This window comes from Pseudomonas sp. PGPR N4 (assembly GCF_059693665.1).
In genome coordinates, this window is record NZ_JCAUKV010000001.1 from 2,019,263 (window position 1) to 2,045,378 (window position 26,116).

Sequence of the window (26,116 nt, forward strand, 5' to 3'; positions counted from 1 at the left end):
ACCCTGCCCCACCGCCGAGGAGTGACTATGTCTGTAACCCACCCCGAACCGGATCTGGACTACCTGAAACGTGTCCTGCTGGAAATGCTCGCCATCCCCAGCCCGACCGGCTTTACCGATACCATCGTGCGCTATGTCGCCGAACGTCTGGATGAGCTGGGCATTCCTTTCGAGCTGACCCGCCGCGGGACTATCCGCGCCACCCTCAAAGGTCGGCAAAGTTCGCCTGACCGCGCTGTATCAGCCCACCTCGACACCATCGGCGCCAGCGTGCGCCAGTTGCAGGACAACGGCCGCCTGGCCCTGGCGCCGGTCGGCTGCTGGTCGAGCCGGTTTGCCGAGGGCAGCCGGGTCAGCGTCTTTACCGACACCGGTGTGTTCCGCGGCAGCGTGTTGCCGCTGATGGCCAGCGGGCATGCATTCAACACCGCCATCGACCAGATGCCGATCAGCTGGGACCACGTTGAAGTGCGCCTGGACGCCTACTGCGCGACCCGCGCCGACTGCGAGGCGTTGGGGATCTCGATTGGTGACTTCGTCGCCTTCGATCCCCTGCCCGAGTTCACCGAAAGCGGCCATATCAGCGCCCGCCACCTCGACGACAAGGCCGGTGTGGCAGCGCTGCTTGCTGCGCTCAAGGCGGTGGTGGAAAGCGGCCAGCAGCCGCTGATCGACTGCCACCCGCTGTTCACCATCACCGAAGAGACTGGCTCTGGTGCTGCAGGTGCATTGCCGTGGGACGTCAGTGAATTTGTCGGCATCGACATTGCGCCGGTGGCACCTGGGCAGGCCTCCAGCGAGCATGCGGTGAGCGTGGCGATGCAGGATTCGTCGGGGCCGTACGATTACCACCTGTCGAGGCACCTGCTCAAGCTTGCCAACGACCAGCAACTGCCGGTACGCCGCGATCTGTTCCGCTACTACTTCAGCGATGCGCACTCGGCGGTTACGGCGGGCCATGACATCCGCACGGCGCTGGTGGCGTTTGGTTGCGATGCCACCCACGGGTATGAGCGGACCCATATCGACAGCCTGGCAACCCTCAGCCGGCTGCTCTCGGGTTATCTGCTCAGCCCACCGGTGTTTGCCAGCGATTCGAACCCGACCAATGCTTCGCTGGAGCGCTTCAGTCACCAGATAGAGCATGACGCGCAGATGGAGAGCGATACCCGTGTGCCGCCGGTCGACAGCCTTTTGGGTAACAAGCTGTGACGCCTGTGGTGCGCGAATCGCGTAGCATGGCGGGATTGTCGATCAATCTACGAAGTTGCCCATGCTGATCCCTTACGACCAACTCGAAGCTGAAACCCTGACCCGCCTGATCGAGGACTTCGTGACTCGCGAAGGCACCGATAACGGCGATGACACGCCGCTGGAAACCCGTGTGCTGCGGGTGCGCCAGGCGTTGGCCAAGGGTCAGGCGTTTATCCTGTTTGATCTGGAAAGCCAGCAGTGCCAGCTGCTGGCCAAGCATGATGTGCCCAAGGAGCTGTTCGAGTAATGCTGTGGGGGCTGCGAGCCGGTCCCCCTTTTTTTACTGCTCCCGCACTTCGCGGGCTTTGATTCGCTTGTAGATTTCACAGCGGTGTACGGGTAGGTCGCGTGGGGCGTCGATGCCCAGGCGGACGATGCCGTGGTCGATCGCTACTACCACGATCTGGATGTCATCGTTGATGGCGATGACCTGGCCAACTTCGCGAGTCAGTACCAGCATGCTTTGATCCTCCTCGTTCCAGGGAAGATTGGAGACTGCACCGGGTACATTCGCCTACACAACGTTGCTCCTGCTAAATAGATCGGTCCTACGCTTGAGGGTAAAAATCCCTACAAGTTTGGGGTGGGTGTTTCAGGGTTATTGTGGGCTTATCCGGTTTATCGATGGGTGGGACTGGCCCCTTTCGCCCTTACGGCGAGTTACTTTTTGGCAAACGCCCCAAAAAGTAACCAAAAAGGCCTGGCTCCCACATATGCCCCCTGCGCTGCGCTGGGGCAGATCAAAAGCGACAGTCAAAAACCGGGGCCGCTTTGCGGCCCTTCGCGGGTGAACCCGCTCCCACAGGGATCTGAGGGGTCTCAGGTCAGCATTGATCCCTTTGGTCCAGCGCTGCAGCAGCCTCGTCTCCACAATGACCACACACCCCCGGCCAACGCGAACCCTGTGGGAGCGGGTTCACCCGCGAAGGGCCGCAAAGCGGCCCCCGCTCTTGATCTGCGCCAGCGCAGCGAGGCGTGCTCTTGATCTTGCTCTTGATCTACCGGCGACTCAGGAGGCCGAGCGCAGGTTTTGCGGAGGGAGGTGACGGCCATGGATGGCCGGCAAGCGCTGCGGCCCAGGAGGGGCCGTACAGCGCGGTCCTCCCGGGAGCAAGACCGAAGCGAGGGAACCCCGCAGCGCAGCGAAGGGGCCGGATGTGGAGCCAAGCCCTTTTTTGGTTACTTTTTTGGGGCGTCTGCCAAAAAAGTGACTCGCCGTAAGGGCGAAAGGGGCCAGAACTGCATACAAATCAAATGGATAAGCCCACAACCGGATAAGCCCCATCACCCCTGCTGCAACCGCGGCCCAAACACAATAATCGTGGCCCCAACCAGACACAACAGCGCCCCAAGCCAATCGCTGCCCAACGGCCGAACCCGCTCAACCAGTGCCAGCCAAAGCAGCGAAGAAACAATATAGATCCCGCCATAAGCCGCATAAGCCCGTCCCGCGTAGGCGGCCTCGACCCGGGTCAATATCAACCCAAAAACACTCAGGCTGACCAGCGCCGGCACCACCCACCAGGCACTCTTGCCCAACCGCAGCCACAGGTAAAACGCATAGCACCCGCCAATCTCGAACAACGCCGCAAGAAAGAACCAGAAGTAATTGACCACAGCCCACGCCCGTGCAGATTCAAAGCTGCCGAGCATACCTCACTCGCCGACTACTGCCGCGCCTTGGCCCGCATCTTCACCGCCATCCCCGCCATCTCGGCATACAACAATTCCGGCGTCTGGCACTTGAGTTTCCAGGCAGCACGACCCGCCTCATGCGGCAGGATCAAAAACTCATCAGCAGCAATCCGCTCATGCATGTAGTCGGCAATTTCGGCAGCACTGATTGGCGAGCCTTCGAGCAACTTGCCCACCTGAGCTTTCATCGCTGGGTCCGGCCCGCGGAAAGAATCCAGCAGGTTGGTCTGGAAGAACGACGGGCACACCACATGCACCGCTACCTGCACCTGACGCAGCTCGACCAGCAGGCTCTCCGACAACGCCAACACCCCAGCCTTGGCCACGTTGTAGTTGCTCATGCCCGGCCCCTGCATCAATGCTGCCATCGAGGCGATGTTGACGATTCGTCCCTGGCTGCGCTCGAGCAATGGCAAAAACGCCTTGCAGCCTTTGACCACGCCCATCAGGTTGACCGCCAGTTGCCAGTCCCAGTCCTCCAGCGACAACTCGGCAAAAAACCCGCCCGAAGCAACCCCGGCATTGTTGACGATCATGTCGATGCCGGCAAAGCGTTCCTCGCAGGCCTGGGCCAGCGCCGTCAGCTGGCTGTAGTCGCGCACGTCACAACGTTGCACAAAACCTTCGCCACCAGCCGCCTGCACCAGCTCAAGAGTCTCGCGCAGACCGGCCTCGTTGACATCGGCCAGCGCCAGGCGCCAACCCTCGCGCGCCCAACGCAGGGCAATTTCACGGCCGAGGCCAGACCCGGCGCCGGTAATCATCATTCGCTTGTGCATGCTGCAGGCCTTGTTTGGTGGGCAATAGCGCGAGTCTAGCCAAGGCCGGCCAGGGCCTGGTGCGCTATCGAAATGCTGAATGAGCGAACATGCCGCCAAGGCAGATAATCAATTGAATTTTCTTGTAACAGCCGAGGTCGGAAATGTAAGCGGCCAGGATTGCCCGGCCCCTTCCCCCACGAAAACACGCAAGGATTCTGCCCATGACCACGATCCTCATCATCATCCTGATTCTGCTGCTGGTTGGCGGCTTGCCAGTCTTCCCTCACTCGCGCAGCTGGGGCTATGGCCCGTCCGGCATCATTGGTGCGGTCCTGGTGGTTCTGTTGGTGCTGTTGCTGCTTGGCATGATATGACCCGGCGCTGGCAGCTTGACCTGCCAGCCGCACAATAAAAAAACGCCCCGCAATGCGGGGCGTTTTTTATTGGGTCAAGCGGTTAGTGAGAAACCGCACCACTGGCGCCCAGGCCGGTTTGCGAACGGACGAACTGTGGGAAGAACAGCGCACGCTCGTTGACCGCTTCCTTGGACTTGTCGGTGACCGAGAAGAACCAGATACCGACGAAGGCAATCAGCATCGAGAACAGTGCTGGGTATTCGTACGGGTAGATGGCCTTTTCATGACCGAGGATCTGCACCCAGATGGTCGGGCCAAGGATCATCAGGCCAACGGCACTGATAAGGCCCAGCCAGCCGCCAATCATTGCACCGCGGGTGGTCAGCTTCTTCCAGTACATCGAGAGCAGCAGTACCGGGAAGTTACAGCTGGCAGCAATGGAGAACGCCAGGCCAACCATGAAGGCAATGTTCTGCTTCTCGAACAGAATGCCCAGCCCGATCGCCAGCACGCCGAGGAAGATCGTGGTGATCTTCGACACCCGGATCTCATCCTTGTCGTTGGCCTTGCCTTTGCGCCAGACGCTGGCATACAGGTCATGCGACACCGCCGAGGCACCGGCCAGGGTCAGGCCGGCAACCACTGCCAGGATGGTGGCGAAAGCGACTGCCGAGATGAAGCCGAGGAAGATACTGCCACCCACAGCGTCAGCCAGGTGCACCGCAGCCATGTTGTTGCCACCCAGCAGTGCGCCGGCGGCGTCCTTGAAGTCCGGGTTGGTGCTGACCAACAGGATCGCGCCGAAGCCGATGATGAAGGTCAGGATGTAGAAGTAACCAATGAAGCCGGTGGCGTACAGCACGCTCTTGCGCGCTTCCTTGGCATCGCTGACGGTGAAGAAGCGCATCAGGATGTGCGGCAGGCCGGCGGTACCGAACATCAGTGCCAGGCCCAGCGAGAACGCCGAAATCGGGTCTTTGACCAGGCCACCCGGGCTCATGATCGCTTCACCCTTGGCGTGTACCTTGATCGCTTCGGAGAACAGCGTGTTGAAGTCGAAGTTGACGTGTTTCATCACCATCAGCGCCATGAAGCTGGCACCGGACAGCAGCAGCACTGCCTTGATGATCTGCACCCAGGTGGTCGCCAGCATGCCGCCGAACAGCACGTACATGCACATCAGGATGCCGACCAGAATCACCGCAACGTGATAGTCCAGGCCGAACAGCAGCTCGATCAGCTTGCCGGCACCGACCATCTGCGCGATCAGGTAGAACGCTACCACCACCAGCGAACCGGAGGCCGACAGGGTGCGGATCTGTTTTTGCCCGAGGCGATAGGACGCCACGTCGGCAAAGGTGTACTTGCCCAGGTTACGCAGGCGCTCGGCGATCAGGAACAGAATGATCGGCCAGCCGACCAGGAAGCCGATCGAGTAGATCAGGCCGTCGTAACCGGAGGTGAACACCAGCGCGGAAATACCCAGAAAGGACGCCGCAGACATGTAGTCACCGGCAATCGCCAGGCCGTTCTGGAAACCGGTGATCTTGCCGCCGGCTGCGTAGTAGTCCGAGGCTGACTTGTTGCGCTTCGAAGCCCAGTAGGTAATCCCCAGGGTGAACAACACAAAGGCCAGGAACATCAGAATGGCAGCCATGTTCAGGGGCTGTTTCTGCACCTCGCCAGTGAGCGCGTCAGCCGCCCACACAGCGGGTGCGAAGACACCGCAGGCCAATACGGCCAAAGTTTTGGTAGGTCGCATCATTGCTTGGCCTCCGCCAGAATTGCCTTGTTCAGTTCGTCGAACTCGCCGTTGGCGCGACGCACATAGATGGCGGTCAGCACAAAGGCTGAAAGGATCAGGCCGACGCCCAGGGGGATACCCCAGGTGATGGACGACTCTGGGCTGATCTTGGCGCCGAGCAGGTGCGGGCCATAGGCGATGAGCAAGATGAATCCGCAATAGAGGCCGAGCATGATTGCCGAAAGAATCCAGGCGAATCGCTCGCGTTTGCTGACCAGTTCCTTGAAGCGCGGACTGTTCTGTATCGAGAGGTAAATGCTGTCGTTCATTGTTTTTGTCCTAGCAGCACAGATTATGGATAACCCACCTGTAACTTTATGCTGCTGTTGGACGCCAACCAGACGACCTTAGTCTTAGATGCAAGAGTGTTTTGCGGTTTTGGTAACAAACCTCAGGCAGCGCAGCGCTTTTTCAGCTGAAAACAGCGCGCCCAAGGTGACGACTCAACCTTGGGCGGCGATGCTGCTATGGCTCGTTCAACGCGTTACTTGGCAGTCCACTCCGCCACGCGCTCAGGGTGTTTGGCGACCCAATCCTTGGCCGCTTGTTCTGGCTTGGCGCCATCCTGAATGGCCAGCATGACTTCGCCGATCTCATCCTTGGACTGCCACTGGAACTTCTTCAGGAAAGCTGCAACTTCCGGGGCCTTTTTCTCCAGGTCCTTGCTGCCGATGCTGTTGACGGTTTCAGCCGCCCCAAACACGCCTTTCGGGTCTTCGAGGAACTTCAGTTTCCACTTGGCGAACATCCAGTGCGGCACCCAACCGGTAACAGCAATCGACTCCTGCTTTTTCTCGGCGCGGCCCAGTTCGGCGGTCATGCCGGCGCCGGAACTGGCCTGCAGCTTGTAACCGGTCAGGTCGTAATCCTTGATCGCCTGCTCGGTCTTGATCATCACGCCCGAACCTGCGTCGATGCCGACGATCTTCTGTTTGAAGCTGGTGTCGGTCTTGAGGTCTGCGATGCTGTTGGCCTTGACGTACTCAGGCACGATCAAGCCAATCTTGGCGTCTTTGAAGTTAGGCCCGAAGTCGACCACCTTGTCCTTGTTCTTGGCCCAGTATTCACCATGGGTCACCGGCAGCCAGGCCGAGAGGATCGCATCGAGTTTGCCGGTGGCAACCCCTTGCCACATGATCCCGGCCGCCACTGCCTGCAGCTTGACGTCATAGCCGAGCTTTTCCTTGATAACCTCGGCGGCGACGTTGGTGGTCGCAACACTGTCGGCCCAGCCATCGACATAACCGATGCTTACTTCTTTAGCCATGGCCTGCCCAGCGCTCATGGCCAACAACAGGGCGGACCCCACCCCCAGCATACGTCGCATGTTCATCAATGCATCCCCTCGTCAGGTCTCGGAGATAGCATCATCAACCTGCAACAAAGCGCGACCTGCTCCAGCCGCGACCTCTACCTTAACCAGATGCGACAGCACTTGGCCATTAGCGCCATCGGCCGACATTGGCCTGCGCGATCCTTGCATGCCAATGCGTTGGCGCCGGCGATTTGCGGCTATCATCTAGCCCTTTGCGCCTGACGATGGACCGCCCCATGCCCCGCTCCGCCCGCAATCTGCTGCCGCTCTTTGTATTCGCCTGCCTGCTCGCCCTCGCCGGGCTGGGCGCGCTCTGGTACGGGCTGGGCAAGCCGGTGCTGCTGCCCGACGCCGCCAGCCCGACGCATAAACTGCAGTGCGCCTCGTACACCCCGTTCGACAAGGACCAATCGCCGTTCGACCAGCCGTTTCGCCTGCGCCCGGCGCGGATGGACGCCGACCTGGCCCTGCTGGCCGAACGTTTTCAGTGCATCCGCACCTATTCGATGACCGGTCTTGAGGCGATCCCGGCGCTGGCGCGCAAGCATGGCCTGAAAGTCATGCTCGGCGCCTGGGTGAATGCCAATCCGGTCGACAGTGACAAGGAAGTCGCATTGCTTATTGCCGCCGCCAATGCCAACCCCGATGTGGTCAGTGCGGTTATCGTCGGCAACGAGACCCTGCTGCGCAAGGAAGTCACCGGCGAGCGCCTGGCCGAGCTGATCAAGCGGGTCAAGGCACAGGTCACGGTGCCAGTGACCTACGCCGATGTCTGGGAATTCTGGCTGCAGCATCCACAGATCGCGCCGGCAGTAGACTTCCTGACCATTCACCTGCTGCCGTACTGGGAAGATGACCCACGCAGCATCGACCAGGCATTGGCCCATGTCGCCGAGGTGCGCCAGGTATTCGGCGCCCGTTTTGCGCCCAAGCAGATCATGATCGGCGAGACCGGCTGGCCCAGCGAAGGCCGCCAGCGTGAAACCGCGCTGCCCAGCCGGGTCAACGAGGCACGCTTCATTCGCGGTTTTGTAGCGATGGCAGAGCAGAACGACTGGAGCTATAACCTGATCGAAGCCTTCGACCAGCCCTGGAAGCGTGCCAGCGAAGGTGCGGTGGGCGGTTACTGGGGGTTGTACGACGCCGACCGGCAGGATAAAGGCATTCTCGAAGGGCCGGTCAGCAACCTGGCTCTGTGGCCACAGTGGTTGGCGGCGAGTGCGCTGTTGCTGCTGGCGGCACTGCTGTTTGCCGGGCGCCCGGTCAATGCCCGGGCCGCACTGCTGCTGCCGTTGCTTGCAGCGATTGGTGCTGCCAGCCTTGGCTTATGGGGCGAATTGATGCGGACCAACGCACGCTTTGCCGGCGAATGGCTGTGGGCAGTGTTGCTGGCAGGCCTGAACCTGCTGGTGCTGGCCCACGCCCTGCTGGCCTTGGCGCAGCGCCAGGGTTGGCGTGAGCGGCTGTTTGCCTGGTTTGAAGCGCGCGCCGGCTGGCTGCTGCTGGCGGCGGGTTTTGCCGCTGCAGTGAGCATGCTGGCGATGGTCTTCGAGCCGCGCTATCGCAGCTTCCCGACTGCCTCGTTGCTGTTGCCGGCGCTGGTGTACTTGCTGCGACCAGTCGTGGCGCGTCGGGCCGAGGTGGCCTTGCTGGCATTCATCATCGGCGCCGGGGTGCTGCCACAGCTGTACCGTGAAGGGCTGGCCAACCAGCAAGCCTGGGCCTGGGCAGTGGTCAGCGTACTGATGGTCGGCGCGTTGTGGCGCAGTTTGCGTAAGCGCTGACCTTCATGCCTGCCTGGCGCCTTGTGCCTGACGCACCAGGCGCAAGCCGGCCAGGACCACCGCGAACACGGCGATACTGGCGGTATACAGCACCAGCGCGCTGAGCCCGAACAGCAAGCCGACTGCGGCCAGATACCAGCCGGCGCGGCCTTTGAGCAGTTGCGCGAGCACGCTCAGGGCCACAGCCAGCCAGGCAATCAGCTGAAAATGAATCGCCAGGCCCAGCAGCGAGCGCACCTGGCATTGCCAATACTGCGCAGGTACGCCGCACAGGCCAACCCACTGGCCGTCCTCCATCAGCCCGTAGCGCACGCCATAGCTGGCCGCCAGCCACAACGGCAGGCACAGCAGCAGGACAATGACGGGCAATGAACGAGGCATGAAGATCTCCGGGCAAATGTAAACAAACGCCAGCATAATCACTGGCGACATCTGTGCAAGGCAAGATTTCCCGGCAGCCGCTATGTTGCACAGAGCGATTGTTACCGCACTATTCACTGGCGCGGTAAAAACTGGCATAACAAATGGCCATACACCCGGCAACTTTGCCTGCTGGGCCGTGGTCAGAGCCTGCGTACCGTCATGCCTTGCCGAATATTCTGGGGGATTCAATGCTTCGATCACTGCGCCTCGCTGCCCTTCTGGGTGGCTTGCTTATGGCTGCGGCCGCCTCGGCGCGGGATATCGACGCCGCCAGCTATGGCTTTCCCTTGACCAACCCGTTCGAGGCGACGATTGCCACCACCCCGCCTGAACTGCGGCCGACGCTGCCCAGTGATGATGACATCACCCAGGCCGACTACAGCCTCACCCTGCGTCCGGAGCGTGAGTTCACCCTGCCGGACAACTTCTGGCCGGTAAAAAAGCTCAAGTACCGCATGGCCCGCCAGGACCACCAAGCGCCGCTGATCTTCATCATTGCCGGCACCGGCGCGCCCTACAGCAGCTCGACCAACGAATACCTGAAAAAGCTCTACTACCAGGCTGGCTTCCATGTCGTGCAGCTGTCGTCGCCGACCAGCTGGGACTTCATGAGCGCCGCCTCGCGCTTCGCCACCCCAGGCGTGACCAAAGAAGATGCCGAGGACCTGTACCGGGTCATGCAGGCGGTGCGCGCGCAGCACCCGCGCCTGCCGATCAAGGACTTTTACCTCACCGGCTACAGCCTCGGCGCCCTCGATGCGGCGTTTGTCAGCCATCTGGACGAAACCCGGCGCAGCTTCAACTTCAAGCGCGTGCTGCTGCTCAACCCGCCGGTCAACCTCTACACCTCGGTGAGCAACCTCGACAAGCTGGTGCAGACCCAGGTCAAGGGCATCGACCGCAGCACCACGTTCTACGAACTGATGCTGGAAAAGCTCACCCGTTACTTCCAGGACAAGGGCTACATCGACCTCAACGACGCGCTGCTGTATGACTTCCAGCGCTCGCGCGAGCACCTGTCCAACGAGCAGATGGCGATGCTGATCGGCACTTCGTTCCGCTTCTCGGCGGCCGACATTGCCTTTACCTCCGACCTGATCAACCGCCGCGGCCTGATTACCCCGCCAAAGCAGCCGATCACCGAAGGCACCAGCTTGACCCCGGCGTTCAAGCGCGCCCTGCAGTGCGACTTCGAGTGCTACCTGACCGAGCAGGTGATCCCGATGTGGCGCGTGCGCACCGACGGTGGCAGCGTGCTGCAACTGGTCGATCAAGCCAGCCTGTACGCCCTTGAAGGCTACCTGAGCAAAAGCCCGAAGATTGCCGTCATGCACAATGCCGACGACCTGATCCTCGGCCCTGGCGATATCGGTTTTCTGCGTAAAGTATTTGGCGATCGGCTGACCCTGTACCCGCACGGCGGCCATTGCGGCAACCTCAATTACCGCGTCAACAGCGACGCCATGCTGGAGTTCTTCCGTGGTTAAACGACTGCTGCTCGTCACCGCTTTGCTCGCCGCCGGGTATGCCCAGGCCGAGGAGATCGCGCCGCGTACCAGCGTGATCGATGCCAACGTGGCCGATGCGCCGGTCGAGCAAAGCGATGGCTTTCTCGACCCGTTGCGCTCGCTCAAATTCAACCCTGGGCTGGACCAGCGTGAGTTCGAACGCTCGACCCTGACCGCGCTGAATGTCTACGATCCGCTGGAGTCGGTGAACCGGCGCATCTACCACTTCAACTATCGCTTCGATCAGTGGGTGCTGCTGCCTGCCGTCGACGGTTATACCGCGATCACGCCGCGCTTCGTGCGTACCGGGGTGAGCAACTTCTTCAGCAACCTTGGCGATGTGCCTAACCTGTTCAACAGCGTGTTGCAGCTCAAGGCCGAGCGGTCGGCGAAGATCACTGCAAGGCTGATGTTCAACACCATCATCGGTGTCGGCGGCCTGTGGGACCCGGCGACCAAGATGGGCCTGCCGCGCCAGAGTGAAGACTTCGGCCAGACCCTGGGCTTCTATGGTGTACCCGACGGGCCGTACATCATGCTGCCGATCCTCGGCCCATCGAACCTGCGCGACACCACCGGGGTGGTGGTGGACTACGCCGGCGAACAGTCGATCAACTACCTGGACATGGCCAATTTCACCAGCGATCACCCGGAGATCCTGTTCCTACGGGCTGTGGACAAGCGCTACACCACTGCCTTCCGTTATGGCCAGCTGAATTCGCCGTTCGAATACGAGAAGGTGCGCTACGTCTACACCCAGGCGCGCAAACTGCAGATCGCCGAGTAATCAGCATATTTGGGGCCGCTTTGCGGCCCCAAAACTCACAAGCCGAGAAAACGACTCAGCGCCCCACGCTTGGCCAGGGCATCGCGCCGGCCAAGTTCGATCAGCTCGCTGCAATAACTCGCCTCGAACAGCAAATAGCTCAACACCCCTGCCCCACTGGTACGAGTCGCCCCCGGCCCACGCAGGAACATGCGCAAGGCCGCCGGCAGCTGGCGTCGATGGCGAGCGGCGATTTCATCCAGCGGCTGGCTCGGCGCAACCACCAGTACCTCGATCGGTGCCAGGCCCAGCGCCCGCGCATTCAAATGCGCCGGCAGCAGGTGGCTGAGGTGATTGAGCCGTTGCAACAGCTCGATGTCGTCTTCCAGGCTGTCGATGAAGGTGCTGTTGAGCATGTGCCCGCCGATCTGCGCCAGGCTTGGCTGGCGCCCACTGAACAGGCGCTGGCTGGGCAATGGCGGCGCCGGTCGTTGCGGGTTGCCGCTGACGCCGACCACCAGCACCCGGCTTGCGCCCAGGTGCAAGGCTGGGCTGATCGGCGCCGACTGGCGCACCGCACCATCGCCAAAGTATTCGTCGCCAAGCTTGACCGGGGCAAACAGCAAAGGGATCGCCGAGCTGGCCAGCAAGTGCTCGATGCTGAGCGCGGTTGGCACGCCAATCCGGCGGTGGCGCAGCCATGGCTGAATGGTCTCGCCGCCTTGATAGAAGGTCACTGCCTGGCCCGAGTCGTAGCCAAAGGCGGTGACGGCCACCGCCCGCAATTGCTCGCTGGCCAGCGCCTCGTCAATGCCGTCAAGATGCAGGTGCGCTTGCAACAGGCCACGCAGCGGGCTGCTATCGAGCAACGCCACCGGCACGTCGCCGCCCACACCCAGCAAGCTGTGGCTGACGAAGCGACTGGCCTGGCGAATCACCCCGGGCCAGTCGCTGCGCAGCACCAGATGGCTGCTGAAGTTCTGCCAGAAGGCGGTCAGGCGCTGCACCGATTCGGCAAAACGAGTTGCACCGCTGGCCAGCGTCACCGCATTGATGGCCCCGGCCGAGGTACCGACGATCACCGGGAACGGGTTGGCCGCGCCAGGCGGCAGCAACTCGGCAATACCTGCCAGCACCCCCACCTGATAAGCCGCGCGGGCACCGCCGCCAGAGAGAATCAGGCCCGTGGTTGCAGTCATGTGATCCTCCCTGGATGCGCTGGCGTCAGCGCTGCTTCTTGTCGTACAGCCGTGGCGCGCCTTCAGGGCGCGACTTGAAGCGGCGATGCGCCCACAGATACTGCTCCGGGCATTCACGCAGCACGCTCTCGACCCACTGGTTGATGCGCAGGCAGTCGGCCTCCTCGGTCTCGCCCGGGAAGTCCTGCAGCGGTGGATGCACAACCAAACGGTAACCGCTGCCATCCTCAAGCCGGCGCTGAGTGAACGGAATCACCCGCGCCTTGCCCAGACGGGCAAACTTGGTGGTGGCGGTAACCGTTGCCGCCGGGATACCGAACAGCGGCACGAACACACTCTGCTTGGCGCCGTAGTCCTGATCCGGTGCGTACCAGATCGCGCGGCCGCTGCGCAGCAGCTTGAGCATGCCGCGCACGTCCTCGCGCTCGATCGCCAGCGAATCGAGGTTATGCCGCTCGCGGCCACTGCGCTGGATGAAGTCGAACAGCGGATTGCCATGCTCGCGGTACATGCCGTCGATGGTGTGCACCTGGCCGAGCAGTGCGGCGCCGATTTCCAGGGTGGTGAAGTGCACCGCCATCAGAATCGCGCCCTGGCCATCGCGCTGGGCGGCCTGCAGGTGCTCGATGCCTTCGATATGCGCAAGCTGCGCCAGCCGGGCCTTTGGCCACCACCAGCTCATGGCCATTTCGAAGAAGGCGATGCCGGTGGAGGCGAAGTTTTCTTTGAGCAACCGCAGCCGTTGGTCGGCGGAAAGCTCAGGGAAGCACAGCTCGAGGTTGCGCGCAGCGATGCGCCGACGCTCGCCGGCAAAGCGATACATCACCGCGCCCAGCGCACGGCCCAGCGCCAGCAGTGCCCGATACGGTAGTTGCACAGTCAGCCACAGCAGCCCCAGGCCCAACCACAGGCCCCAGAATCGCGGGTGGAGAAAATAACGACGAAAACGCGGGCGTTCCATTCAAGCTTCCGGAAAGACAAAGGCCGCGCATTCTACAACGGATCGCCGCCGGTTGCGGGCAACCCGCGTTCTCGTTATAAGTCAGGGCACTTTTTCCGTTACAAGCCGTCTATGCAGACCATGAGCCCAAACCACACCCCCGAACACGCCCCCGCGTTCCAGCTCAAGGGCAGCATGCTTGCCATTACCGTTCTGGAACTGGCGCGCAACGACCTTGAATCGCTGGACCGCCAGCTGGCGGCAAAAGTCGCCCTGGCACCGAATTTCTTCAGCAATACACCACTGGTGCTGGCGCTGGACAAACTGCCGGCCGGCGAAGGCGCCATCGATTTGCCCGGGCTGATGCGCATCTGCCGCCACCATGGCCTGCGCACTCTGGCGATCCGCGCCAACCGTATCGAAGACATCGCTGCGGCGATTGCCATCGACCTGCCCGTGCTGCCGCCGTCCGGTGCCCGCGAGCGGCCATTGGAGCCTGAGCCGGAAGTCAAGAAGCCCGAGCCAGAACCGGCGCCCGTGGTACCCGCCGAGCCGGAAGTGCGGCCGACCCGGATCATCACCACGCCGGTGCGCGGTGGCCAGCAGATCTACGCCCAGGGCGGTGACCTGGTGGTGACCACATCGGTCAGCCCGGGTGCGGAACTTCTTGCCGATGGCAACATCCATGTCTACGGCGCAATGCGTGGTCGGGCCCTGGCGGGGATCAAGGGCAACACCAAGGCGCGCATCTTCTGCCAGCAGATGACCGCAGAGCTGGTCTCGATTGCCGGTCAGTACCGGGTCTGCGAAGACCTGCGCCGCGACCCACTATGGGGTTCGGGGGTACAGGTCAGCCTGTCTGGCGATGTGTTGAACATCACCCGGCTTTAACGGATACTTGCGGCATTTTTAGAGCAACTTTTTCATCGTTGCCGTTTTGTGCTTTTTCAGGGACTGCTGTCCCGACTATTTTATTTAGGGGTGAAACACCTTGGCCAAGATTCTCGTGGTTACTTCCGGCAAAGGGGGTGTGGGCAAGACCACCACCAGCGCCGCCATCGGTACCGGCCTGGCCCTGCGCGGGCACAAGACTGTCATCGTCGACTTCGACGTCGGCCTGCGTAACCTCGACCTGATCATGGGCTGCGAGCGTCGCGTGGTGTATGACTTCGTCAACGTGGTCAATGGCGAAGCCAACCTGCAGCAAGCACTGATCAAGGACAAGCGCCTTGAGAACCTGTTCGTGCTGGCTGCCAGCCAGACCCGCGACAAGGACGCGCTGACTCAGGAAGGCGTCGAGAAGGTCCTGATGGACTTGAAGAAAGACTTCGAATACGTGGTCTGCGACTCCCCTGCCGGTATCGAAAAGGGCGCCCACCTGGCCATGTACTTCGCTGACGAAGCGATCATTGTGACCAACCCGGAAGTGTCTTCGGTACGTGACTCGGATCGTATGCTCGGTCTGCTGGCGAGCAAGTCGCGCCGCGCCGAGCGTAATGAAGACCCGATCAAGGAACACTTGCTGATCACCCGCTACCACCCAGAGCGCGTAAGCAAAGGCGAGATGCTCGGGGTCGACGACGTCAAGGACATCCTTTCGGTAGATCTGATCGGCGTGATTCCGGAGTCCGAAGCCGTACTCAAAGCCTCGAACCAAGGCGTGCCGGTCATCCTCGACGATCAGAGCGATGCAGGCCAGGCCTACAGCGACACCATCGACCGCCTGCTCGGGAAAAACCTTCCGTTGCGGTTCATCGAAATGCCGAAGCAAGGATTCTTCGCGCGCCTGTTTGGAGGCAAGTAAACCATGAACCTTTTTGACTTCTTTCGTGGCAGACAGAAACAGAGCAGTGCGTCGGTAGCGAAAGAGCGTCTACAGATCATCGTGGCGCACGAGCGCGGTCAGCGCACCACGCCGGACTACCTGCCGGCGCTGCAGAAAGAGCTGGTCGAGGTGATCCGCAAGTACGTCAATATCGGCAACGATGACGTGGTGGTTGCCCTGGAGAACCAAGGCAGCTGCTCGATCCTCGAGCTGAACATCACCCTGCCCGAGCGTTAATCAACGCTGCAGGCACACCTGCAGGAGCGGCCCTGAACCGCGAAGCAGCCACTGACGCAACCAGAACATCTGGTGCCGCCCGTGGCTGTTTTGCGGTTCAGGGCCGCTTTTGTCAGTTTTTCCAGAGAAGACGCAACAATGCCCCTGTCGAACGTGCACATCCTTCATCAGGACGACGCTGTCCTGGTCATCAACAAGCCGACCCTGCTGCTTTCGGTGCCGGGCCGCGCCGACGACAACAAGGACTGCCTGATCACCCGCCTGCAGGAAAACGGCTACCCGGAAGCGCTGATCGTGCATCGCCTCGATTGGGAAACCTCGGGGATCATCCTGCTCGCTCGGGATGCCGACAGTCATCGAGAACTGTCGCGCCAGTTTCATGATCGCGAAACCGAAAAGGCCTACACCGCACTGTGCTGGGGCCAGCCGGCGTTGGACAGCGGCAGCATCGACCTGCCACTGCGCTATGACCCGCCGACCAAACCGCGGCATGTGGTCGACCATGAGCAAGGCAAGCATGCACTGACCTTCTGGCGCATCGTCGAGCGCTGTGGCGACTATTGCAGGGTCGAGCTGACGCCGATCACCGGCCGCTCGCATCAACTGCGCGTGCACATGCTGTCGATCGGCCATCCGCTGCTCGGCGACCGGCTGTACGCCAACCCGGAGGCGCTGGCCGCCCATGAGCGGCTATGCCTGCACGCGAGCATGCTCAGCTTTACCCATCCGGTCAGCGGTGAGCGCTTGAAGTTCGAGTGCCCGGCTCCGTTCTGAAGTCGCTGTGCGCCGACACAAAACGTCGCAGAACTGCGTTAAACTCGCGCCATTGCTGTCTGGAGTGAACTATGCGCGATGTTTTGAACCAGGGCCTGATCGAATTCCTCAAGGCCTCCCCGACGCCCTTCCACGCCACGGCAAGCCTGGTCCAGCGCCTCGAGGCCGCTGGATTTCAGCGCCTCGACGAGCGTGACAGCTGGGCCACCGTGCCTGGCGGGCGTTACTACCTGACCCGCAACGACTCGTCGCTGATCGCGATCAAGCTCGGTTCGCTATCACCGCTGCTGAGCGGTATCCGCATGGTTGGCGCGCACACCGACAGCCCGTGCCTGCGAGTCAAGCCGCAGCCTGAACTGCAGCGCCACGGCTTTTTGCAGCTGGGCGTCGAAGTCTACGGCGGCGCGCTGCTGGCGCCGTGGTTCGACCGCGACCTGTCGCTGGCCGGGCGGGTGACCTTCCGCCGTGATGGCAAGGTCGAAAGCCAGTTGGTCGACTTCAAGCTGCCGATCGCGGTGATCCCCAACCTGGCGATCCATCTCAATCGCACCGCCAACGAAGGCTGGCCGATCAATGCCCAGCTCGAACTGCCGCCAATCATCGCCCAGGTGGCCGGTGACGAGCGGGTCGATTTCCGCGCTGTGCTCACCGAGCAGTTGGCCCGCGAACACGAACTGAATGCCGACGTGGTGCTCGACTACGAGCTGAGCTTCTACGACACCCAGGACGCGGCCCTGATCGGCCTCAATGGTGACTTCATCGCCGGCGCCCGCCTCGACAACCTGCTGTCGTGCTATGCCGGCCTGCAGGCGATGCTGGCAACCGACAGCGACGAGACCTGCGTGCTGGTCTGCACCGACCATGAAGAAGTCGGGTCCAGCTCGGCCTGCGGCGCCGACGGCCCAATGCTCGAACAAACCCTGCAGCGCCTGCTGCCGGATGGCGACGAGTACGTTCGCGTGATCCAGCGTTCGCTGATGATCTCGGCCGACAACGCCCACGGCGTGCACCCCAACTACGCCGACAAGCACGACGGTAATCATGGGCCCAAGCTCAATGCCGGGCCGGTGATCAAGGTCAACAACAATCAGCGCTACGCCACCAACAGCGAAACCGCCGGGTTCTTCCGCCACCTGTGCATGGCTGAAGAAGTACCAGTGCAGAGCTTTGTGGTGCGCAGCGACATGGGTTGTGGTTCGACCATTGGCCCGATCACCGCCAGCCACCTGGGTGTGCGCACGGTCGACATCGGCTTGCCGACCTTTGCCATGCACTCGATCCGCGAGCTGTGCGGCAGCCATGACCTGGCTCACCTGGTCAAGGTTCTGAGCGCGTTCTACCGCACCCGCGAACTGCCTTGAAGGCAACCTGCCGAGGGTCAATGGCCACCCTCGGCGCAGCCGCTATGCTGGATGCATAGTGGCTATCCAGTTACCCCGCAGAAGGATTCTGTCGCATGTCGCCCTTTCTCTCGTTGTTCGTTCCGGTATTTCTGTTCCTGATGCTGCTGACCATCGGCTTCAGTCTGCGCGAGCGCAACGCCGGGGTGCTGATGATGTGGATCGGCACATTGGGCATTTTCGGCATCATGTGCTGGAAGATCCTCGAGAAACTGCCCACATAAACCTCTACACTCGGTCGATCGATTGTCCTGAGGTAGTTTTTCCGGTGCCTGTCTTCCTGCGTTGCCTGACCCTGCTGCTGTTGCTGTTCATCACGCCGAGCTATGCCGCCGGCATTCCCGGCCTGCTCGGCTCGAACGCGCCGGCACAACCGCAAGCCAGCGAGCCGCTGGCCAAGTCGCTGGACGAGGTGATCAAGAACCTCGAAAACGACCAGCAACGCAGCAAGCTGCTGGCCGACCTGAAAAAACTCCGTGATGCCAGCAAACAGACCCAGGCCAACCCGGAACAAGGCGTGCTCGGGCTCATCAGCGGCGCCCTGCATGACATTGAAAAGCAGTTCAGCGGCGATGAAAGCCCGTTTCGGCGCTGGTCGCTGGAAATCAATCAGGCCCAGGATGAGCTCAGCGCGCTGATCGTGCCGGTGCAGCAGTGGCCGGCGATTCTGTTCGGCTTCGCGGCTGTGATTGCGGTGTGGAGCTTGCTGGCCATGCTGTTCAACTGGATCGGTCAGCGCGTGCGCCTGCGCTTCGGTCTCAAGGCTGAGCTGCCGCAACACCCGCGCACCGGTGACCTGGTGTTGTTTGCCTTGCGCAAACTGGGGCCGTGGCTGGTGGCACTGATCATCACCGTCTACCTGAGCTTCGCCCTGCCCCCCTCGCTGGGCAAATCGATGGCGATGGTGCTGGCTTACGCGTTGGTAGTGGGCACCTGCTTCTCGGCGATCTGCGTGATTGCCTTCTCCCTGCTCGATGGCCCGCACCGCCACCGCGCCCTGCATATTCTGCGGCATCAGGCGTTTCGCCCGCTGTGGCTGATCGGCAGTTTCGCCGCGTTTGGCGAAGCGATGAACGACCCGCGCCTGACCGCAGCGCTGGGCACCCACCTGGCCCACGCTCTGGCGACCCTGGCCAACGTGCTGGCGGCGCTGTGCACCGGATTGTTCGTGCTGCGCTTCCGCCGCCCGATTGCCCACCTGATTCGCAACCAGCCACTGTCGCGTCGGCTGAACCGGCGCACCCTGAGTGACACCATCGAGATTCTCGGCAGCTTCTGGTTCATTCCAGCGATGATTCTGGTGGCGATCTCGCTGGTGGCCACCTTCGTTTCCGCTGGCGATACCAGCACAGCCCTGCGCCAGTCGCTGATGTGTACCGTGCTGGTGGTGGTGTGCATGGTGGTCAATGGCCTGGTGCGCCGCCACGCGGCCAACCCGAAGCGGATCAATCGCCGTCAGGCGGTGTATGCCGAGCGCTTGCGCAACTTTGGCTACGCCCTGCTTCATGTGCTGATCTGGCTGGTGTTCATCGAGCTTGGCCTGCGCGTCTGGGGCCTGTCGATGATCGGCTTTGCCGAGGGCGAAGGGCATGACGTCAGCCTGCGTCTGCTCGGCCTGGCCGGTACCCTGATCGCCGCCTGGCTGGTGTGGATCCTCGCCGACACGGCGGTGCATCATGCGCTGGTGCGCTCGCGCCGTGGCCTGGCCAACGCCCGCGCGCAGACCATGATGCCGCTGATCCGCAACGTCATGTTCGTGGCTATCTTCATCATTGCGGTGATTGTCGCCCTGGCCAACATGGGCATGAACGTCACGCCGCTGCTGGCCGGTGCCGGTGTCATCGGCCTGGCCATCGGCTTTGGTGCGCAGTCGCTGGTCGCCGACCTGATCACCGGGCTGTTCATCATCATCGAAGACTCACTGGCCATCGACGATTATGTCGAAGTCGGCGGCCACCTGGGCACCGTCGAGGGCCTGACCATCCGCACCGTGCGCCTGCGCGATATCGATGGCATCGTGCATACCATCCCGTTCAGCGAAATCAAGAGCATCAAGAACTACTCGCGTGAGTTCGGCTACGCGATCTTCCGCGTGGCCGTGCCTCACGGCATGAGCATCGACAAGGCCATCACCCTGATCCGTGAGGTCGGCCAGACCCTGCGCAGCGACCCGCTGATGCGCCGCAACATCTGGTCGCCACTGGAGTTGCAAGGGGTGGAAAGCTTCGAGGCCGGCCAGGCGATCCTGCGGGCGCGCTTCAAGACTGCGCCGATCAAGCAGTGGGAAGTGTCGCGGGCGTTCAACCTGGCGCTCAAACGCCAACTTGACGCAGCCGGCCTCGACCTGGCGATGCCGCGGCTGTCGGTGCAGGTGGTCACGGCCGGTGGCGGCGGGCTGAGCGAAGCGGTTGCCCAGGATGCACCAACAGCGCCGCCGACCCGTTGACTGTTCAGGCTAGCCCGCCTCGGCCCTGATCCGCACGGCATCATGGCGCCAGTACTCCAGGTCACAGTCGATCAGATGACCCTGCTGATCGCAGTTGACCCGGGTCACCTGCAGGCCCGGACTGCCCGCTGAGATCTTCAGCGCACTGGCGGCGGCCAGAGGCAACGCGGTGGGCAGGATCTCGAAGCAGACCCGGCCATATTCAATCTGATACTCGCGAGCGTAGATCTCGGTCAGCGACTGACTGAGGTCCTGCTCGAGAATCTGCGGGAAGTACGCTGGCGCCAGGTAGTGCTCGGTATACAGCACCGCGCGCCCGTCAATCCGCCGGACCCGGCAGATCTGCACCACGCTGGACAACCCCGGCAGGCGCAAGCGCGCGCAGATCGCCGCCGAGGCCGGCTGCAGGCGCGCCGACAACAGCTCGGTGGCCGGCACCCGCCCCTGCTCGCGAACCATCGCGTGGAAGTGGCTACGGGCAATCAGGTCATAGCTTAACCGCTGCGGCGCAACGAACCAGCCACGGCGCTCTTCGCGATAGATCAAGCCCTGTGCCTCCAGCTGCAGCAGTGCCTCGCGCAGAGTGATGCGCGTGGTGGCGAAGACTTCACTGAGCTTGCGCTCGGCCGGCAGTTTGCCGCCCGGCGCCAGCAGGCCGTGTTCGATCTGCTCCTGCAGGGCATGACAGATGACTGTTACCGCGCGCGCTGGCGTCGCTTGCATCAAAGGTTACCTATCTGGACTAGTCCAGCCCCACAACAGGGCAACTGGAGAATAGTGCAAGCCTAGGCACAGGCCATGAACATCCGGTTACAGAAGCCCCTCAAGGGTGACATTGAAAATGCATCAGGCCAGGCGAATCAAGGCATGGGATCTGGTCTACGCTGTATTTTCAGGCATCCCGGTAGGCCGGCCAAGGCGCTGACCTACATCAAACTGTCACGCTGGCGGCCTACCTTGGCGCAAGGTTTGCTGACCTAGACCACTTACGTCACGCGCACGGTTTGCATCCTCATATCGCCTGCAAGGCATTCCACCCAAGGAGCTTCGGATGAAACAGTTTTTCATGGCGTCATTGCTCGGTTCGGCCATCGCCCTGTGCACCTCGGCAATGGCCGCCGACGACCTCAAGACACTGGAAGATGCAGCCCGCAAGGAAGGCGCGGTGAATAGCGTGGGCATGCCCGATGCGTGGGCCAACTGGAAAGCTACCTGGGATGACCTGGCCAGCAAGTACGGCCTCAAGCACATGGACACCGACATGAGCTCGGCGCAGGAAATCGCCAAGTTCGAGTCGGAAAAGGACAACGCTAGCGCCGACATCGGTGACGTCGGTGCCGCCTTTGGCCCGATCGCCGTGGCCAAGGGCGTGAGCCAGCCGTACAAGCCAAGCACCTGGGATCAGGTACCGACCTGGGCCAAGGACCAGGACGGCCACTGGGCGCTGGCCTACACCGGCACCATTGCTTTCATCATCAACAAGCAGCTGGTCAAGGAAGGCGAGCGGCCGAAAACCTGGCACGACCTCGAGAAGGGCAAGTACAAGGTCGCCATCGGTGACGTCGGCACCGCAGCCCAAGCGGCCAACGGCGTGCTCGCCGCGGCCATCGCCTACAAGGGTGATGAACGCAACATCGAGCCAGGCCTGCAGCTGTTCACCAAACTGGCTCAGCAGAAACGCCTGTCGCTGGCCAACCCGACCATCCAGACCCTGGAGAAAGGCGAAGTGGAAGTCGGCGTGGTCTGGGACTTCAATGGCCTGAGCTACCGCCAGCAGATCGACCCTGAGCGCTTCGAGGTGTTGATTCCGGCTGACGGCTCGATTACCTCGGGCTACACCACCATCATCAACAAGTACGCCAAAAACCCCAACGCGGCCAAGCTGGCTCGCGAATACATCTTCAGCGACGCCGGCCAGATCAACCTGGCCAATGGCCACGCGCGGCCGATCCGTGCCGAGCACCTGAAGCTGCCGGCTGATGTACAGGCCAAGCTGCTGCCCAATGAGCAGTACGCGCCGGCCCAGCCAATCAAGGACGCCACGGCCTGGGAGACCACCTCCAAGGCGCTGCCGCAAAAATGGCAGGAGCAGGTCATCATCGAGATGGAATGACGCTTGCTTGGGTAATGCTCTGAACAGCTCTCTGCACCGTAACAGCGGGGCAGAGGGCAACCCCACCGTGTGATCCACCTGCCGTGGAGTCTCCATGCAACACAACGTCATTCTGGTCCTGCTCGACGGCCTCAACCACGAGGTCGCCCACCATGCGATGGGCCACCTGCACGCTTACGTCGAGGCTGACCGCGCTGCGCTGTACCGGGTCCAGTGCGAGCTGCCGTCGCTGTCGCGGCCGCTTTACGAGTGTATTCTCACCGGCGTACCACCGCTGGAAAGCGGCATCGTCCACAACAACGTCAACCGCCTGTCCAACCAGCGCAGCGTGTTTCACTACGCCCGCGAGGCAGGCCTGGGCACTGCGGCTGCGGCCTATCACTGGATGAGCGAGCTGTACAATCGCTCGCCGTTCGACCCGCTGCGCGATCGCCATACCCATGCGCCAAAGCTGCCGATCCAGCACGGGCTTTTCTACTACGCCGATCACTACCCCGACTCGCACCTGCTGGCCGACGCCGAGTACCTGCGCCGCCGCCACGCCCCGAATTTCCTGCTGGTACACCCGATGAACATCGACGATGCCGGCCATCGTCATGGCCTCGACAGCAGCCAGTACCGCAATGCCGCGCGCGGTGCCGACATCCTCTTGGCCGACTACCTGCCGCGCTGGCTCGAAGAGGGTTACCAGGTGCTGGTGACCGCCGACCATGGCATGAACAACGACCGCTCGCACAATGGCCTGCTGGCCGAGGAGCGCGAGGTGCCGCTGTTCGTCTTCGGCAGCGCCTTCAGCCTCGACCAGAATGCCAAGCCGCTACAGACCGAGCTGTGCGGAACGATCTGCGAGCTGCTCGGCGCCGCCCATGACAAAAGCGTTTGCCGCGAGCTGCTGTCGTGAAGGCCGGCACCCGCGGGCGCTACCTGGCCATGCTCTGCCTGCTGCCGTTCGCGCTGTTCTTTCTGGTGTTCCAGATCGCGCCGCTGGGCTGGGTGGCGATTCACAGCGTGCAGGCCGAGGGCGGCTGGAGCCTGGACAACTTCAGCAAGGTGTTCGCCTCCAAGTTTTATCTGCAGGCGCTGCAGCGCAGCCTGGAGATCAGCTTCTGGTCGAGCCTGTTCGGCATCATCATCGCCACCCTTGGCGCCTATTCGCTGCGCCAGGTCGACTCGAAGCTGCGCGACTTCGTCAGTGCCTTCGCCAACATGACCAGCAACTTCGCCGGAGTGCCGCTGGCCTTCGCTTTCATCATTCTGCTCGGCTTCAACGGCGCACTGACCTTGCTGCTGAAGCAGGTCGGCCTGCTCGAAGACTTCAGCATCTATTCCAAGACCGGCTTGATCCTGGTGTACACCTACTTCCAGATCCCGCTCGGCGTGTTGCTGCTGTACCCGGCGTTCGACGCCCTGCGTGAAGACTGGCGCGAATCCGCGGCGCTGCTCGGCGCCAGCCACTGGCAATTCTGGCGGCACATCGGCCTGCCGGTGCTGACCCCGGCGCTGCTCGGCACCTTCGTGATTCTGCTGGCCAATGCCCTCGGTGCCTACGCCACGGTCTATGCACTGACTACGGGCAATTTCAACGTGCTGCCGATCCGCATCGCGGCGCTGGTGGCGGGCGACATCAGCCTCGACCCGAACCTGGCCAGCGCCCTGGCGATGGTGCTGGTGGGGCTGATGACGCTGGTCACGGTGGTTCATCAATGGCTGTTGAAGAGGAGCTACCATGCGCGCTGAATCCCGCCCTGGCGGCTGGTACCACCGCGCCGTGGTCTACCTGCTGTTTCTGATCCTGCTGCTGCCGCTGGCCGGCACCCTGCTCTACTCGCTGTCGACCAGCTGGTCGGCGAGCCTGTTGCCCAGCGGCCTGACTTTCAAATGGTACGTGGCGCTGTGGAGCGAGCCGCGCTTTCTGGCCGCCTTCGGCCAGTCGCTGCTGGTGTGCGTCGGCGCGCTGCTGTTGTCGGTGGTGCTGATCCTGCCGTTGCTGTTTGTGGTGCATTACCACTTCCCGCGGCTGGATGCGCTGATGAACATCCTCATCCTGCTGCCGTTTGCGGTACCGCCGGTGGTGTCGTCGGTGGGCTTGCTGCAGCTGTATGGCAGCGGGCCGATGGCGATGGTCGGTACGCCGTGGATTCTGATCGGCTGCTACTTCACCGTAGCGCTGCCGTTCATGTACCGGGCCATCACCAACAACCTGCAGGCGATCAACCTGCACGACCTGATGGACGCTGCCCAACTGCTCGGCGCCAGCACCTGGCAGGCGGCGTTTCTGGTGGTGCTGCCAAACCTGCGCAAGGGCCTGATGGTGGCGCTGTTGCTGTCGTTCTCGTTTTTGTTCGGCGAATTCGTGTTCGCCAACCTGCTGGTCGGCACCCGCTACGAAACGCTGCAGGTGTACCTGAACAACATGCGCAACAGCAGCGGCCACTTCAACAGCGCGCTGGTGATTTCCTATTTCGCCTTCGTCCTGGTGTTGACCTGGGTGGCCAATCGCTTGAACAAGGACAAACCCTGAGATGAGCTTCGTCAGCGTAGAGAAACTGCAAAAGAGTTACGCCGGCAGCCCGGTGTTTGACGATATCGACTGCCAGATCCAGCGCGGCGAATTCGTCACCCTGCTCGGCCCGTCCGGTTGCGGCAAGTCGACCTTGCTGCGCTGCATTGCCGGGCTGACCCCGGTCGACAGCGGCCGGATCCTCCTCGACGGCCACGACCTGGTGCCGCTGAGCCCGCAAAAACGCGGCATCGGCATGGTCTTTCAGAGCTATGCACTGTTCCCCAACATGACCGTCGAGCAAAACGTCGCCTTCGGTTTGCGCATGCAGAAAACCCCTGCTGAAGAAAGCCGCACGCGGGTGCGCGAAGTGCTCGAGCTGGTCGAGCTGGGCAGCTTTGCCGGGCGCTATCCGCATCAGTTGTCGGGCGGCCAGTGCCAGCGGGTGGCGCTGGCCCGATCGCTGGTGACCAGGCCGCGCCTGTTGCTGCTGGATGAGCCACTGTCGGCACTGGATGCACGTATTCGCAAGCACCTGCGCGAGCAGATTCGGGCAATTCAGCGCGAGCTGGGGCTGACCACGATCTTCGTCACCCACGACCAGGAAGAGGCGCTGACCATGTCCGACCGCATCTTCCTGATGAACCAGGGCCGGATCGTCCAGAGTGGCGACGCCGAAACCCTCTACACCGCGCCGGTGGACCTGTTTGCCGCAGGCTTTATCGGCAACTACAACCTGCTCGATGCCGACAGCGCCAGCCGCCTGTTGCAACGCCCGGTCAGCAGCCGCCTGGCGATCCGCCCCGAGTCGATCAGCCTGAGCCTCACCGGCGAACTGGACGGCCTGGTGCGCAGCCATAGCCTGCTCGGCAACGTCATCCGCTACAGGGTCGAGGTGCGCGGTGTCGAACTGGTGGTTGACGTGCTCAATCGCTCGTCAGAGGATCTGCATGCGGACGGTCAACGGGTATCCTTGGCTATCGACCCAACGGCGCTACGCGAAGTGGCATAGAAGT

At 62.2% G+C, this 26,116-nt stretch carries 28 protein-coding genes; 18 read left to right on the forward strand and 10 right to left on the reverse strand.

The genetic code is table 11. The features are described from left to right. The first annotated feature begins 27 nt into the window (after positions 1-27). Together AC58X1_RS09035 and AC58X1_RS09040 are read left to right on the forward strand one after the other, a co-directional pair. The gene (locus AC58X1_RS09035; protein WP_101321673.1) at positions 28-1,212 is read left to right on the forward strand and encodes an osmoprotectant NAGGN system M42 family peptidase; all 1,185 of its coding nucleotides are present in this window, start codon (positions 28-30) and stop codon (positions 1,210-1,212) included. A gap of 61 nt (positions 1,213-1,273) precedes the next feature. After that, positions 1,274-1,501, forward strand: a complete 228-nt coding sequence (locus AC58X1_RS09040; RefSeq protein WP_101321674.1) for a YheU family protein — start codon at positions 1,274-1,276, stop codon at positions 1,499-1,501. A 33-nt stretch (positions 1,502-1,534) separates the two neighbouring features. Here AC58X1_RS09040 and csrA read toward each other — a convergent pair whose 3' ends face one another. The 3 genes from csrA to AC58X1_RS09055 form a co-directional block, all read right to left on the reverse strand. Beyond that, a complete protein-coding gene (csrA, locus tag AC58X1_RS09045) occupies positions 1,535-1,714 on the reverse strand; it encodes a carbon storage regulator CsrA (RefSeq protein ID WP_101321675.1) in 180 nt (59 codons plus the stop codon). Positions 1,715-2,538: 824 nt separating this feature from the next. Continuing rightward, positions 2,539-2,871: a YnfA family protein gene (locus AC58X1_RS09050; protein ID WP_188035424.1), complete on the reverse strand. Its 333-nt coding sequence runs from the start codon at positions 2,869-2,871 to the stop codon at positions 2,539-2,541. Positions 2,872-2,921: 50 nt separating this feature from the next. Next, on the reverse strand, positions 2,922-3,728 hold the full coding sequence (locus AC58X1_RS09055) for an SDR family oxidoreductase (RefSeq protein WP_101321676.1): 807 nt from the start codon (positions 3,726-3,728) through the stop codon (positions 2,922-2,924). A 197-nt stretch (positions 3,729-3,925) separates the two neighbouring features. On the opposite strand from AC58X1_RS09055, the gene AC58X1_RS09060 reads away from it, so the two are divergent. After that, the gene (locus AC58X1_RS09060; RefSeq protein WP_178080836.1) at positions 3,926-4,084 is read left to right on the forward strand and encodes a DUF3309 family protein; all 159 of its coding nucleotides are present in this window, start codon (positions 3,926-3,928) and stop codon (positions 4,082-4,084) included. Positions 4,085-4,166: 82 nt separating this feature from the next. On the opposite strand, the gene AC58X1_RS09065 is transcribed toward AC58X1_RS09060, so the two are convergent. The 3 genes from AC58X1_RS09065 to AC58X1_RS09075 form a co-directional block, all read right to left on the reverse strand. Then, entirely contained in the window at positions 4,167-5,831 is a 1,665-nt protein-coding gene (locus AC58X1_RS09065; RefSeq protein ID WP_259078944.1) for a cation acetate symporter, read from the reverse strand. Beyond that, complete coding sequence (locus AC58X1_RS09070; protein WP_101321679.1) at positions 5,828-6,139, reverse strand: DUF485 domain-containing protein; 312 nt, start codon at positions 6,137-6,139, stop codon at positions 5,828-5,830. The genes AC58X1_RS09065 and AC58X1_RS09070 overlap by 4 nt, the downstream gene beginning before the upstream one ends. A gap of 215 nt (positions 6,140-6,354) precedes the next feature. Further along, positions 6,355-7,203 (reverse strand): glycine betaine ABC transporter substrate-binding protein, encoded by an 849-nt coding sequence (locus tag AC58X1_RS09075; RefSeq protein WP_150572549.1) that lies wholly within the window; start codon positions 7,201-7,203, stop codon positions 6,355-6,357. A 206-nt stretch (positions 7,204-7,409) separates the two neighbouring features. Between AC58X1_RS09075 and AC58X1_RS09080 the strand changes: the two genes are divergently transcribed. Then, a complete protein-coding gene (locus AC58X1_RS09080; protein WP_150572548.1) occupies positions 7,410-8,969 on the forward strand; it encodes a glycoside hydrolase family 17 protein in 1,560 nt (519 codons plus the stop codon). 3 nt (positions 8,970-8,972) lie between these two features. On the opposite strand, the gene AC58X1_RS09085 is transcribed toward AC58X1_RS09080, so the two are convergent. Further along, positions 8,973-9,350 carry a hypothetical protein gene (locus AC58X1_RS09085; protein WP_312391633.1) on the reverse strand — a complete coding sequence of 126 codons (378 nt, stop codon included), beginning with the start codon at positions 9,348-9,350 and terminating at the stop codon, positions 8,973-8,975. Between the two features lie 230 nt (positions 9,351-9,580). Here AC58X1_RS09085 and AC58X1_RS09090 point away from each other — a divergent pair, with 230 nt between their 5' ends. Together AC58X1_RS09090 and AC58X1_RS09095 are read left to right on the forward strand one after the other, a co-directional pair. After that, a complete protein-coding gene (locus AC58X1_RS09090; RefSeq protein ID WP_447732830.1) occupies positions 9,581-10,879 on the forward strand; it encodes an alpha/beta fold hydrolase family protein in 1,299 nt (432 codons plus the stop codon). After that, on the forward strand, positions 10,872-11,687 hold the full coding sequence (locus AC58X1_RS09095) for an MlaA family lipoprotein (protein WP_101321683.1): 816 nt from the start codon (positions 10,872-10,874) through the stop codon (positions 11,685-11,687). Before AC58X1_RS09090 ends, AC58X1_RS09095 begins: the two co-directional genes overlap by 8 nt. A gap of 35 nt (positions 11,688-11,722) precedes the next feature. On the opposite strand, the gene AC58X1_RS09100 is transcribed toward AC58X1_RS09095, so the two are convergent. After that, positions 11,723-12,865 carry a patatin-like phospholipase family protein gene (locus AC58X1_RS09100; protein WP_497428720.1) on the reverse strand — a complete coding sequence of 381 codons (1,143 nt, stop codon included), beginning with the start codon at positions 12,863-12,865 and terminating at the stop codon, positions 11,723-11,725. A 25-nt stretch (positions 12,866-12,890) separates the two neighbouring features. Further along, a complete protein-coding gene (locus AC58X1_RS09105; protein WP_101321685.1) occupies positions 12,891-13,826 on the reverse strand; it encodes a lipid A biosynthesis lauroyl acyltransferase in 936 nt (311 codons plus the stop codon). A 111-nt stretch (positions 13,827-13,937) separates the two neighbouring features. Here AC58X1_RS09105 and minC point away from each other — a divergent pair, with 111 nt between their 5' ends. The 7 genes from minC (at position 13,938) to AC58X1_RS09140 (ending at position 20,487) form a co-directional block, all read left to right on the forward strand. Continuing rightward, on the forward strand, positions 13,938-14,696 hold the full coding sequence (minC, locus tag AC58X1_RS09110; RefSeq protein WP_150572547.1) for a septum site-determining protein MinC: 759 nt from the start codon (positions 13,938-13,940) through the stop codon (positions 14,694-14,696). A gap of 100 nt (positions 14,697-14,796) precedes the next feature. Continuing rightward, positions 14,797-15,609, forward strand: coding sequence for a septum site-determining protein MinD (minD, locus tag AC58X1_RS09115; RefSeq protein ID WP_101321687.1), 813 nt, complete (start codon positions 14,797-14,799; stop codon positions 15,607-15,609). A gap of 3 nt (positions 15,610-15,612) precedes the next feature. Next, complete coding sequence (gene minE / locus AC58X1_RS09120) at positions 15,613-15,867, forward strand: cell division topological specificity factor MinE (protein WP_101321688.1); 255 nt, start codon at positions 15,613-15,615, stop codon at positions 15,865-15,867. Positions 15,868-16,005: 138 nt separating this feature from the next. Then, on the forward strand, positions 16,006-16,641 hold the full coding sequence (locus AC58X1_RS09125; RefSeq protein WP_101321689.1) for an RluA family pseudouridine synthase: 636 nt from the start codon (positions 16,006-16,008) through the stop codon (positions 16,639-16,641). Between the two features lie 71 nt (positions 16,642-16,712). Then, positions 16,713-18,002 carry a M18 family aminopeptidase gene (locus AC58X1_RS09130; protein ID WP_101321690.1) on the forward strand — a complete coding sequence of 430 codons (1,290 nt, stop codon included), beginning with the start codon at positions 16,713-16,715 and terminating at the stop codon, positions 18,000-18,002. Positions 18,003-18,097: 95 nt separating this feature from the next. Then, positions 18,098-18,265, forward strand: a complete 168-nt coding sequence (locus AC58X1_RS09135; RefSeq protein WP_178080787.1) for a hypothetical protein — start codon at positions 18,098-18,100, stop codon at positions 18,263-18,265. 44 nt (positions 18,266-18,309) lie between these two features. Further along, on the forward strand, positions 18,310-20,487 hold the full coding sequence (locus AC58X1_RS09140; protein WP_150572546.1) for a mechanosensitive ion channel family protein: 2,178 nt from the start codon (positions 18,310-18,312) through the stop codon (positions 20,485-20,487). A 9-nt stretch (positions 20,488-20,496) separates the two neighbouring features. On the opposite strand, the gene AC58X1_RS09145 is transcribed toward AC58X1_RS09140, so the two are convergent. Then, the gene (locus AC58X1_RS09145; protein WP_101321692.1) at positions 20,497-21,210 is read right to left on the reverse strand and encodes a UTRA domain-containing protein; all 714 of its coding nucleotides are present in this window, start codon (positions 21,208-21,210) and stop codon (positions 20,497-20,499) included. A 328-nt stretch (positions 21,211-21,538) separates the two neighbouring features. Between AC58X1_RS09145 and AC58X1_RS09150 the strand changes: the two genes are divergently transcribed. The 5 genes from AC58X1_RS09150 to AC58X1_RS09170 all read left to right on the forward strand — a co-directional run bounded on the left by AC58X1_RS09150 (position 21,539) and on the right by AC58X1_RS09170 (position 26,112). After that, positions 21,539-22,600, forward strand: a complete 1,062-nt coding sequence (locus tag AC58X1_RS09150) for an ABC transporter substrate-binding protein (RefSeq protein WP_101321693.1) — start codon at positions 21,539-21,541, stop codon at positions 22,598-22,600. Positions 22,601-22,694: 94 nt separating this feature from the next. Continuing rightward, entirely contained in the window at positions 22,695-23,501 is an 807-nt protein-coding gene (locus tag AC58X1_RS09155; protein WP_101321694.1) for an alkaline phosphatase family protein, read from the forward strand. A 29-nt stretch (positions 23,502-23,530) separates the two neighbouring features. Further along, entirely contained in the window at positions 23,531-24,337 is an 807-nt protein-coding gene (locus AC58X1_RS09160; RefSeq protein ID WP_497428788.1) for an ABC transporter permease, read from the forward strand. Beyond that, positions 24,327-25,121, forward strand: coding sequence for an ABC transporter permease (locus AC58X1_RS09165; RefSeq protein ID WP_497428721.1), 795 nt, complete (start codon positions 24,327-24,329; stop codon positions 25,119-25,121). The genes AC58X1_RS09160 and AC58X1_RS09165 overlap by 11 nt, the downstream gene beginning before the upstream one ends. A gap of 1 nt (position 25,122) precedes the next feature. After that, positions 25,123-26,112, forward strand: coding sequence for an ABC transporter ATP-binding protein (locus AC58X1_RS09170; RefSeq protein WP_497428722.1), 990 nt, complete (start codon positions 25,123-25,125; stop codon positions 26,110-26,112). The last annotated feature ends 4 nt before the right edge of the window (positions 26,113-26,116 follow it).